This window comes from Psychrobacter sp. ASPA161_9, from assembly GCF_051970275.1.
GTDB lineage: Bacteria > Pseudomonadota > Gammaproteobacteria > Pseudomonadales > Moraxellaceae > Psychrobacter.
In genome coordinates this window covers 735250-746804 of sequence record NZ_JBEFNI010000001.1, presented here as the reverse complement: position 1 = coordinate 746804, position 11555 = coordinate 735250, and the positions used below count along the sequence as shown (strand labels likewise).

Sequence of the window (11555 nt, the reverse complement as noted above, 5' to 3'; positions counted from 1 at the left end):
AAGGGTAGAGCAAAATTGAGACGGTAACTTTAATTTAATAATCACTAAATCAAGGAAAAGCTATAGGCCGAATCAGGCAATCAGTTAAACATAGTGGACAAACTGGTCTTGGTCAAAGCGGAACTGCGAGTTATAAATACCTTTGTCAGAGCGCTCACCTGCACCAATCATCATGACAACGTGATGATCATCGCTAAGTCCAAGCAGTTTTTTCATCGCAGGCTCGTCAAATCCGCCCATAGGACAGCTATCGAAACCGTGTGCTCGCAGTGCTAGCATCAGATTTTCAGCAGCCAATGCAGTATTATTGGTCGCCCAGTTTTTGATATCTTCAGAAGTATAGTAGGGCGATTTTATCGGACCTTTTACTTGTCTGAATACTTGGGTAGCGCCCCATTTAACTGCAGATACTGTATTCACCGGACCACGTAAAAAGTCTACTGCTACCACCTTGGTGTAGTAGTCTTTGACCTTTTTTGGTACAGGCTTATCAGGGTATTCACGTAAAACTTGCTGAGCATGCTCATGCCAAATATTAGTACGGGCGACAACGGCAATTAAGCGGGCAGATGTTTTTGCTGCATTTTGATTCATACAGTTTTTGACAGCACGTTTGCGGCTATCTGTACTATCAATTACATAAAACTCCCACGGCTGCAAGTTGCTAGAATTTGGCGCTAGCATGGCCAGTCGTAGGCATTCTGCGAGCACACCATCAGGAATAGTGGTATCCGTAAAACGACGTACTGAACGACGTGATTCTATAACTTCACGAAAGGCTTGCAGTTGCGGCGTATAGCTAGGTGTTGCTAGATTAGCTGTTTTATTTCTGTCCACATGAGTACTATGCGTATCGGCTGCATCAGTATGATTGGCGTTAGAATCTGCTTGACTCATATGAGGCTCCAAAACATAGCGTTAGTATAAAGAACTATAAAAATAGGTAATCGTAGCGTGATACGAATAAAGTCATACAACAGTTAGTTTATTCGTTGAATTAGGTTGTCTGTATATTACTAAATATAAGCAGATACCAGCTGACGCTAATATCTGCAGTTTTTGGACAGCTAGTATTATTTACTAGCTTCAATACTTTAGAAGCTTACAGCTCGTTTTGGTACTCTTCAGCCGTTAGTAGCGCTTCGTAGTCATCCATGTTGTCAGGCTTCATTCTAAAGAACCAACCTTCACCGTATGGGTCTGAGTTGATGATTTCAGGATCATCTTCAAGGCTTTCGTTGACTGCGACGACTTCACCTGAGATAGGAGCATAAACGTCAGATGCCGCTTTTACTGATTCTACCACTGAGATTTCATCATCAACGACGATAGTGTCACCAACTTCTGGTAACTCAACGAACACCACGTCACCAAGCAAGTCTTGGGCATGGTCAGTGATACCAACGGTAATAGTACCGTCTTCTTCTAAGCGTAACCATTCATGGCTGGCGATGTATTTTAATTCTGCTGGAACATTGCTCATGGTGTCTCTCCTAAGTGATAGAGGCTGGATAATAAAACATATTAAGAAATCATAAAAGCCAATAATAGGCTGTGGTTAATCGAAGTTATCATTTTGGTCGTTGAAAGTTTCGATTAACCCACAATCAAACAGTATTCGTTAAGCTTAGTCAATATTAAAATCAGTCAAACTGCTGCTTGCCATTGCGTACAAATGGTAACTTAAGGACACGAGCATCTACGAACTTACCTTTACCGCGTAAGTCGATTTGTACTTTATCGTCGTCTGATAAGCTGGCTGGAACGCGTGCGATAGCGATAGAGTTTTTGAGGCTAGGGGAGAACGTACCACTGGTAATGATGCCTTTTTGCTCATTATCTGTGCCCTGATTGATAGTCACTTCCATGCCTTCACGTAAAACGCCACGGGTAGTCAGTAGTAAACCAACTTGCTTCATCGCAGTGCTGTCATCTTTTGCTTGCTGACGTTTGCTAACCATTGCTTCACGGCCAACAAAGTCGCGCTCGTCTTTTAGTGCCAGTGTCCAACCCATGTTGCACTCATAAGGACTGATATTTTCGTCCATATCATGACCATAGAGGTTCATGCCAGCTTCCATACGTAGGGTGTCACGCGCACCAAGGCCAGCAGGTTTAATGCCATTAGCTTTTAACTGTTCAAAGAATGCGGGCGCATCATCAGCATGCATAATGACTTCGACGCCATCTTCGCCAGTGTAGCCAGTACGAGCGACAAACCAATCTTTACCTTCTATATCAGTAAGGTCAGCACCAACAAAGGGCTTAAGCTCGTCAAGAATATCAGCCCAGCTTGGTTTAGCTTGTGCCAGTTTTGCTACTGCATTTGGCCCTTGAACGGCAAGCATAGCAAGATCTGGACGTTCGGTAATAGCAACCTCAAAAGCTTCAGCAACTTTATCAAAGTGAGCGATGTCCTTATCACGGGTACCAGCATTTGACACGATACGATATTCGGTTTCATCCGCATTCATCAAGTAAACAATAAGATCGTCAATGATGCCGCCTTGCTCATTAAGCATAGGCGAGTATAAGGCTTTACCAACGGTTTTTAGTTTATTGACATCGTTTGCTAGTAGTTTTTGTAGCCATGCCTTGCTTTCAGCGCCTTTGACGTCAGCCACTACCATATGTGAGACGTCAAACATCCCAGCATCAGTACGTACTGCCTCATGCTCTTCGATTTGTGAGCCGTAATGAATTGGGAGCTCCCAGCCAGAAAAATCCACCATTTTGCCATCACTATCGACGTGAGACTGATATAGAGGTGTACGTTGAGGAGCTTGGCTATTATTGTCTTGAGAACTAGTATCGGTCATAACAAATCCTTGTGTGTACGTCATCAGTACTTTGTAAAAAGCACGAGGTTGATGAGCGTCGTAACAGTAGCGAGAAGCAAGATTGCAGGGTGCAAACATTGCCACAAAGGGTAACACAAAACATAAAGCAGTGAGCCAAACAGACGCGTAACGTCCGTTTAAGCAAAAGCCCTATCTGTCCTGTGACCTGAGATTTTCAATACGACAGCTGTTTATCAGAGGCTATGCACTCAATATGAGCTCAGAGCGTGTAGTGTCGTATTTTCTCCCCTTCGGTGGGTAAGGCGTCGTCCGTCCTTACCACTCTCCAGATTTGTTATGCCACTTGTTTATGATTGCAAAATTAAAATAAAAAATGCAAATAAACAGTGGGGGCATGCGTTTTTCAGTCCTTTTACCTGAGCGATTGGCAGGGTAGATGCGCCTTCGGTGGTCGTATGACAGTATGAATAGCGCACAATGAGCGCTCATTTCTGCCAAAAAACTCTCTCCTGAAAAACGCTTTTATTATGAAAGGTTCATAGCTGTTTTACAAGTCATCAATTAGATTAATGCCAATAATTTCATAAAAAGTCGCTTTTCTGCTGGTTTTGAACGTCAAATATGCCCTAAATCATGCTTCAAGTTTCATTGATAGTTCATTCGTTAGTAATAATAAATGCTAATACAAAATATAAGTAGTAGGGAAAGAGCTGGCTGCTTTGTGAAAAAGCTACCATTGAAAGCGAGTATTGATAATAAAGTGAATCATGATAGGCTATAATCCTATTATCCATAAGTATGTTGCATGACTACTTTAATTTGCAATTTGCTTTAAACTTTAGTGTTAGATAGGTGTTCTATGCATTGTGATATTTATAAATTTCCCAAACATGACGATATGTATGTCTATATCGCGCGTCCCGATTATCCTGATGATACTGATGAAATCAAGGATTGGTTGGGTGTATTGCCAAAAGACTTTCGAGCCAGTTTAGGTATGAGTAAATTCGTTATACATCTGGATTTGGAAACGACGCCAAAGCTTGCCCGCGTCGACAAGGAAGAAGTATTGGCGAAGCTAAAATCACAAGGGTATTTTGTCCAAGTGCCACCGCAAGATGTGATGCGCCGTCAAGCAGAACTGCGCGCTCGCGAGTCTCAGGATAATATTTACGACTAGGTTATGGCTAGGCACTTATAATTCTGCCAGTGAAAACACAAGTAAGGTGATGGTAGCTGATAGTCTAAAACCACTAAATAAGCTACCAAAATCCCACGTAAAAAAGTCTTTGCACAAGAGGCTAATATGCTTTTTGCTATAAAGTCGTGATAAACTAGTCACCTATCAAGCTTGCACGTTAGGGCTGAGTTGCTAATTAATTTAGTGACTACTCAATGACTCTATTGCTAATTACAAACGTAGGTATCTAAACACGCATGGACTGGTTAAAAAGTATCTTAGAAAGCTTACCTCTGGAAAAGCTTAGTGACATTCTTGGTGAGATTGTCATTTGGTGGAGTCAGATGGTCAAAAACGTACCACCCGCCGACCTGCCAATGTACGCTTATCTCGGTGGCTCCATCGTGGTATTACTACTTTGGATTTTGGTCGCACGCATGTTACCGCGTCCATTAGGTGGCATGAGCTGGATGGTATTGTTTGCTGTGCTCTTGGCACCAGGTACTGCACTTAGTGATCCTAGTGTCATAGCGCCCGCAAGCATCAGTGTCGTTTATGCGATTATGATGAAGGATACTGCCACTGCTATTACCAATGCGCTACCAATTCTAGTGGTATTGGTCGTTGGGTTATTCGTTGGTTTTGTCTGGCAGCTTATTCGTGGCGCTTTTGATTCAAGTTTGGACAAAGCGCGTCGCCGTAGTGCTGAAGATGCGCAAGCAAATATGCAACTGGCAACGGGTAATTATATAGAAGAGAAGAATAGTGAGCCATTACCAGTAAACATTCCAGTAACTACCAAGCCTTCAAATAATGATGCTATGAATGCCAAGCAAGAGATTAATTTGAAAAAGCAAAGTTCTAACGATAATATAGATAAGAGGTTAAGTACGACAAAGCCTAGTACACAAGTTGATGATGGTTCGGTTGATTCAGATAAGAAGCTATAGTTAACAACTTACATCAGCTAGCAAGTTTTTTGTAAACTGTAGGAAGTAAAATAAAAGACACCGTTGCGTGTCTTTTTTTATGGCAATACGTTAACTTTAGATTAGCCAAATGCTTAAGATTTGTTAGCTACTGCGAACGCATGAGTATTTGGGCATTAAGAAAGGCTGTGCTAATCTAAACTATTATTTTTTGACATATATCCATATTGATTACAACGACTGAGATTTGACCATGAGCACTGAAAATAAGACTGCAAAACCAAGCTTTACAGGTACTGAGAGTTATATTGCCACCGATGATCTGCAACTGGCAGTCAATGCGGCTATGACATTACAAAAGCCACTGCTAATCAAAGGTGAGCCGGGCACAGGTAAGACCTTACTGGCAGAAGAAGTTGCCAGCAGTTTAGGTATGCCGCTTATTACATGGCATATCAAATCAACGACCAAAGCTGAGCAAGGGCTCTACGAATACGATGCAGTATCGCGCCTACGTGATTCACAATTGGGTGATGACAAGGTGTATGAAATTGGTAACTACATCAAGCCTGGTAAACTTTGGGAAGCTTTTACCAGTAAAGAGCGTAGCGTGCTGCTGATTGATGAAGTAGATAAAGCGGATATTGAGTTTCCAAATGACTTGTTGCATGAGCTTGATAAAATGTCTTTTTATGTCTATGAGACGGGCGAGACCATTACTGCTGAGCAGCGCCCTGTCGTCATTATCACCTCAAACAATGAAAAAGAGCTACCGGATGCATTTTTGCGTCGCTGTTTTTTCCATTATATCGACTTCCCAGAAGAGCAAACCATGCGTCAAATTATTGATGTCCATTTTCCTAATATTCAAGAAAAACTGGTCAATGATGCACTCGATATTTTCTATAAGTTGCGTAATATTCAAGGGCTCAAAAAGCCACCTTCAACCTCAGAGTTGGTCGATTGGTTAACCTTATTGCTGGCTGATGACATGGCACAAGAAGAGCTAGAAGAAAACTTGCGTGGTGAAAAATCTATCCCACCTTTATATGGCGCACTTCTTAAAAATGAAGCTGATGTGAACTTATTACAGCGTTTTGCCAATATGATGCGCCGCTGAGGTTAAACATTATGTTTATCAAACTATTTTATACCTTACGTACTTATGGTGTCCCTGTTAGTACACGCGAGCTGCTTGATTTAAATGCTGCGCTTGAGCATGGGTTGATGATGCAGCCGCATCCTGAATATCCAGATGACCCAGCACTGCGCGATTTTGCCAGTCGGGAAGACATGTATCGCCTTATTCGTCTGTGTATGGTCAAGGACGAACGTCATTTTGATAAGTTCGATCGGGCAATGGCAGATTATTTTGAAGGAGTCGATAGCTTAGACATTGATGAATTGATGGCGAAGCTGACGGACGTTCCCAAAGAGTGGCTGGACTTAAAGTTAGATCCAAAAAATCTAACAGAAGAACAGCGGCGATTGCTCAAAAAGTACGGTTCGCTTGAAGAGTTGATGAAGGCTTTAGAAGAGCGTCTCAAAGAGCAAAAAGAGCGGCATCAAGGTGGTAGTAAATGGGTCGGCACCGGTGGCACCTCACCGTTTGGCGCTTATGGTGATCATCCAGAAGGCGTACGTGTCGGCGGAGAGTCACGTAAACGCAGTGCAGCAAAGGTTTGGGAGCAGCGTAAATACCGTAACCTTGACGATGATAGTTTACTTGGTACGCGGCAAATTCAGATGGCACTGCGTAATTTGCGCCAATTTGCACGCACAGGTAGCGCTGACGAGCTAGATATTAATGAAACCATCAAACGTACTGCTAAGAAAGGTGTACTCGATATTCATATGCAGGCTGAGCGTCGCAATCGTGTCAAAGTACTGATGCTATTTGATGTGGGCGGCAGTATGGATATCCATGTTGAAGCATTAGAAAAGTTGTTCTCAGCGGCAAAAAACGAATTTAAAACCTTAGATTTCTTTTACTTTCATAACTGTTTGTATGATTATGTCTGGAAGGATAACAATCGTCGTCATAGTGCGCCTATGCCAACCTTTGAGCTACTAAATAAATATGGCCGCGAGTACCGAGTGATATTCGTTGGTGATGCCTCAATGTCACCATATGAGCTATTTTCAGTGGGTGGCAGCGTTGAATACATGAATAATGAAGCTGGCGTAGTGTGGTTGAAAAGGGTACTTGACCATTTTGACAAGGTCGCATGGTTGAATCCTGAAACCCCAGCTTATTGGCAATATACCCAGACTATTGGGGAAATCAAAAAGTTATTCAATAATAACATGTACCCTATGACACTACATGGAGTGGAAGATATGACAGCCTATTTAGCTCGCTAGCTGTCCATAAATTTTTACTTTTAATAAACTATAAAAACCACTGCTATGAAATAATAGTAGTGGTTTTTTGTATCTAACAGTATCATATTTAATTTAAAGTAATTATAAATTTAGAGCCGCTTAACAACAAATGTTGCTAGAAACAATTGAGTTGAGTAGGGCGATGCTATTTGTCAAGAAAATTTAACTATATAACTATTGACAATTTCAAAATATGGATAGTAATGATTATGTATTAACTGGTTGATAAGATAGGGTTTGCAGCTTCCTAACAATATACCTATATTTGATATTAAACAATGCGAATACGATAAATGAATCTATGTAATTGTTAAAGACTCACTTGTATCCTATATGATTACCTCACTACTTCCTATGCTTAAAAAATTTATCCTCAGATATCAAAAGCACAAATGAATACGAATCTTCAAAGATCTGATATTTAAATATTTATTATGTGTGGGGAGCATGATTGTAAGGTTGATAAGTAGTTGACAGACAGTAGTGTTCACAGGCTTTATTCTATTTAGCACTAAAATAAGATGGAAGGTCATAAAGTGATAATTAAGAGGGCTGAGTAATGGAAGACTAACCAAAAATACTGCCTTCATCTCTGGACCTACATAACCAAATTCAGCAACTTTTCTCAAATTATTGGCACAAATCCAATCAAATTCTTATCTCTCCCTGATAATAAATGACTTCAAAATCCCGACGAACGGACATTTTTTGCTATTTAGCTGGTAAGCAGTAAGAGTGTTATACAGTTCATTGATTGATATATGACAGGCAAGCTTGCACATTACAGAAAAAACTCTCCAATTAATAATTAATTCTATTGTCTTCTGTGGCAATTTTAAGACTCCCAACCAATACGCTGGTTTAAATCTTTAATTATAATCATATATTTGTGTATTTCACCAAGGTGAGTGCAGAGACAAAAAGACCTCAAGGCTATTAAATGCTTGGGATCTTTTTGTCTTTGTTGATATTGAATATGGTCGATAATGACTAATAATTTTGTACTAAAACGAGAATTTAGTCATAAGTTTTTTAAGATATTAACAGTTGACTTTGTTGTTAATATGTAAAGATATTGACGAACGGTTGTAAATAACTGTCTAACGGTATTGTTTCTATATATGTATATCCGTTAATATGAATACATATATCCGGAATTATGAATATATATGGAAACAGTAAGTTTACAATACAAAAAGTTTTCGCTTCTTAAAGCTTAGTAGCTGGTTACATTTCAATAAAATGTTTCTTCCGTATAAGATTAAGACCCGTTTCATTTTGGTATTTAAGCTCTCTGTAACATAGATTTTGGTTTTGTTCTTTATATCTAATAGGTCTATTTGGGAGTACACATTATGAATCGCAATTATAAAGTCATCTGGAACGACGCCCTACAATGTTTTACAGCCGTTGCTGAAAACGCTAAAGCAAATGGCAAGTCATCTAAGTCTAGCGTAAGTTCTAACGCTTCAAGTGCATCTGCTAACAAGCTGACAGCAGGTGCTTATAGCTTACGCCTTAGTGCATTACGTTCGGGGTTATTTGCGGTAGGTCTAACAGGTTTGGCAATCGGCATGTCTTCACAAGCCATTGCTGCAGTAGGGGTAAGCGGCGGTATAGGTAATGGTATGGCTGTTTCCAATTCCGAATGTACTAATGTCAGTCAAGCAAATTCAGGCACTAATAAAGAAAACATCGCTATTGGTTGCGCATCCTTTACCAATGATATTGGATATCAAATCGCTGATCGTGGCAATCCTTATTATACCAATAATGTGGCTAATGCCAGTACCGTTGATGCAGGTGATAGACAAGAATATGCGTCAGAGAGAAGGAACGCAGGCTCGGTCGCCATAGGTACGGGAGCACGCACTGAAGGTGCATTGGGATTGGCAATAGGTGAATATGCAAAAACTACGGATGTTGCTGGCGTTGCTATAGGTGTCGACTCTTTATCCGCAGGCAATACTGCTTTAGCGATAGGACGACAATCTGTTGCTACAGGTGATTATTCGCAAGCCATGGGTAACGTTGCTGCCGCAACAGGCACAGGCTCGTTAGCTGTAGGTCATTCTGCAACTGCAACTGGATATCGTGGTATCGCTATTGGCTCTGCTGATATCGAAAATGCCTCTACAGTTTCTGGACAGCAAGGTGCTGCTTATCAATCTGTGCAGCAAACTAAAGCATCTGGTAGAGACTCTATTGCGCTTGGTAGCGGCGCACAAGCGACCACTGAGGGTTCAGTGGCGATTGGTACCAATTCGAATACCTTGGCTAATGCGAACAGTGTCACAAGCGCTACTATAAATGGCGTAACTTTTGGCAACTTTGCTGGGGCAACTAATATCGCAGCAGGTGATCAGGTATCTGTTGGCGCTGCGGGTCAAGAGCGTCAAGTGAAAAACGTTGCGGCAGGCAATGTAACGGCGGCTAGTACAGATGCTATCAACGGTAGCCAGCTGTTCTCTGTTGCAGATACGTTGAACACAGATATTACTGATAATAGAAATAATATTACTAATAATACGACTAACATTACCAATAATACCACTAGCATCAATCAGGGTATTAACTTCGGAAATGGCGTTACAGCTAATAATTTTAAATTAGGTGCCACTATTGCCGTTACTGGTGATGGAAATATAACGCCAGTGACCACAGCCAATGGTGTGCAACTTCAATTGAACAGAGACTTAGGTTTAAACAGCGTCACTACTGGCAACACCCTTGTTAATAATGACGGTGTTATTCTGACTGGCGGTTCTAATCAAACTATTAGACTGAGCAACAATGGTCTAAACAATGGCGGTAACAAAATCACTAATGTTGCTAGAGCTACAGATGGCACAGATGCGGTTAACTTTGATCAATTAAATGAAGTCAGAAACAGTGCTGCTGCTAAAAGCACAGTTTCTGAAGGTAAAAATATTGTTGTGACTTCAACCGCTAATGAAGATGGTTCTACTAACTATCAGGTGGCCACTGCAGACGACCTTGATGTTACTAGTGTTACCGCTGGTAATAGCACTCTGAGCAATTCCGGCCTAGCTATTAATGATGGTACAGGTAATACAACGGCAGTGACCGCAAGTGGCACTACAGTAACTAATGCTGATGGTGATACAACGGCATTGACTGCAAGTGGCACTACAGTAACCAATGCTGCTGGTGATTCAACTAGCTACGGTGCAAACGGCTTTACGGCTAGTGATAACGCTGGTAACAGCACTGTTGTTAATCAAACAGGCGTAAGCTTTACTAATAGCGATGGCGCTACTGGACCTAGTATTACTGCAGGTGGTATTAATGCAGGCGGTACCGTAATTACTAACGTTGCAAGTGGTGGGACTACTTTGACTAACGCTGCCAACATCGGTGATATACAAGCAGCTGCTGCTGGCTCTAGAACTGAAGTTGCTGCTGGTACTAACATCACTAATGTGGTTAAAACAACAGGTGAAAATGGACAAGATATCTATACCGTTAATGCGAATGGTGCCAGCGTTTCTGGTTCTAGTGCAGTGACCGTAACAGCTGGTAATAAAAATGCCGCTAACGTTACTGACTATGCTGTAGATCTCAGTCAGGCCAGTAAAGATAGCTTAGTGAAAGCAGATAGTGCCATGCAAACAGTCGTTACTCAGATTGATGGTAATAATGTCAAGACTGTTAACCAAGCAAACAATACGGCTAACTTTGTCACCGGAAATAACATTGTCCTGAGTAATGACAATGGTGGTATTAGAGTAGCTACTGCCGAAAATATAGTAGTGACTAGTATTAAAGCTGGCAATACGACGCTTGATAGCAATGGTCTGGATAATGGTGGCAATACAATTACTAATGTCGCCGCTGGTGTTAATCCTACTGATGCTGTAAACGTGAGTCAGCTTGATACTGTCGATAGAGCAATTAATGGTGAGCTTGTGACTATTGACAGAAACGTTAATAATTTAGGCTATAGAATTGGTGAGGTTGAAGACAATGCCAATGCTGGTATCTCAGCCGCGATGGCGATGTCATCATTGCCACAAGCTTACATCGCAGGTAAGTCGATGATAGGTGGTGGTATTGCCTCATATAACGGCGAAAGCGCAGTTGCTATCGGTGTCTCAAGAGTCTCTGATAACGGTCGCTGGGTGATGAAAATAAATGGTACAGCCGATACTCAAGGTAATGCTGGCGGTGCTATCGGTGCAGGCTTCCATTTCTAATCCAATCAAACGCATTATGACAATGTCTGTACTCGGGCAGATA

General features: G+C 41.3%; 7 protein-coding genes, 1 pseudogene and 2 riboswitches. Of the genes and pseudogenes, 5 read left to right on the top strand and 3 right to left on the bottom strand.

The window, feature by feature from the left end; genetic code table 11:
• Positions 1 to 84: 84 nt before the first annotated feature.
• The 3 genes from ACTQ9S_RS02820 to gcvT all read right to left on the bottom strand — a co-directional run bounded on the left by ACTQ9S_RS02820 (position 85) and on the right by gcvT (position 2819).
• Complete coding sequence (locus tag ACTQ9S_RS02820; protein WP_350657027.1) at positions 85 to 897, bottom strand: nitroreductase family protein; 813 nt, start codon at positions 895 to 897, stop codon at positions 85 to 87.
• Positions 898 to 1102: 205 nt separating this feature from the next.
• Positions 1103 to 1483 (bottom strand): glycine cleavage system protein GcvH, encoded by a 381-nt coding sequence (gene gcvH / locus ACTQ9S_RS02815; RefSeq protein WP_068036548.1) that lies wholly within the window; start codon positions 1481 to 1483, stop codon positions 1103 to 1105.
• Between the two features lie 160 nt (positions 1484 to 1643).
• Positions 1644 to 2819, bottom strand: a complete 1176-nt coding sequence (gene gcvT, locus ACTQ9S_RS02810) for a glycine cleavage system aminomethyltransferase GcvT (RefSeq protein ID WP_350657028.1) — start codon at positions 2817 to 2819, stop codon at positions 1644 to 1646.
• Between the two features lie 165 nt (positions 2820 to 2984).
• A riboswitch (glycine riboswitch) is annotated at positions 2985 to 3140 on the bottom strand.
• Positions 3141 to 3195: 55 nt separating this feature from the next.
• Positions 3196 to 3323: riboswitch (glycine riboswitch) on the bottom strand.
• A 337-nt stretch (positions 3324 to 3660) separates the two neighbouring features.
• Here gcvT and ACTQ9S_RS02805 point away from each other — a divergent pair.
• From ACTQ9S_RS02805 to ACTQ9S_RS02785, 5 genes and pseudogenes are all read left to right on the top strand, one after another.
• Positions 3661 to 3981, top strand: coding sequence for a YcgL domain-containing protein (locus ACTQ9S_RS02805; RefSeq protein WP_068036543.1), 321 nt, complete (start codon positions 3661 to 3663; stop codon positions 3979 to 3981).
• A gap of 257 nt (positions 3982 to 4238) precedes the next feature.
• Positions 4239 to 4931 carry a hypothetical protein gene (locus ACTQ9S_RS02800; RefSeq protein ID WP_227514045.1) on the top strand — a complete coding sequence of 231 codons (693 nt, stop codon included), beginning with the start codon at positions 4239 to 4241 and terminating at the stop codon, positions 4929 to 4931.
• Positions 4932 to 5163: 232 nt separating this feature from the next.
• Positions 5164 to 6030 carry an AAA family ATPase gene (locus tag ACTQ9S_RS02795; RefSeq protein ID WP_068036540.1) on the top strand — a complete coding sequence of 289 codons (867 nt, stop codon included), beginning with the start codon at positions 5164 to 5166 and terminating at the stop codon, positions 6028 to 6030.
• A gap of 11 nt (positions 6031 to 6041) precedes the next feature.
• On the top strand, positions 6042 to 7274 hold the full coding sequence (locus ACTQ9S_RS02790; protein WP_440453638.1) for a vWA domain-containing protein: 1233 nt from the start codon (positions 6042 to 6044) through the stop codon (positions 7272 to 7274).
• 1376 nt (positions 7275 to 8650) lie between these two features.
• Positions 8651 to 11497 (top strand): annotated as a pseudogene (locus tag ACTQ9S_RS02785) (ESPR-type extended signal peptide-containing protein); the annotation flags it as partial.
• Positions 11498 to 11555 lie beyond the last annotated feature (58 nt).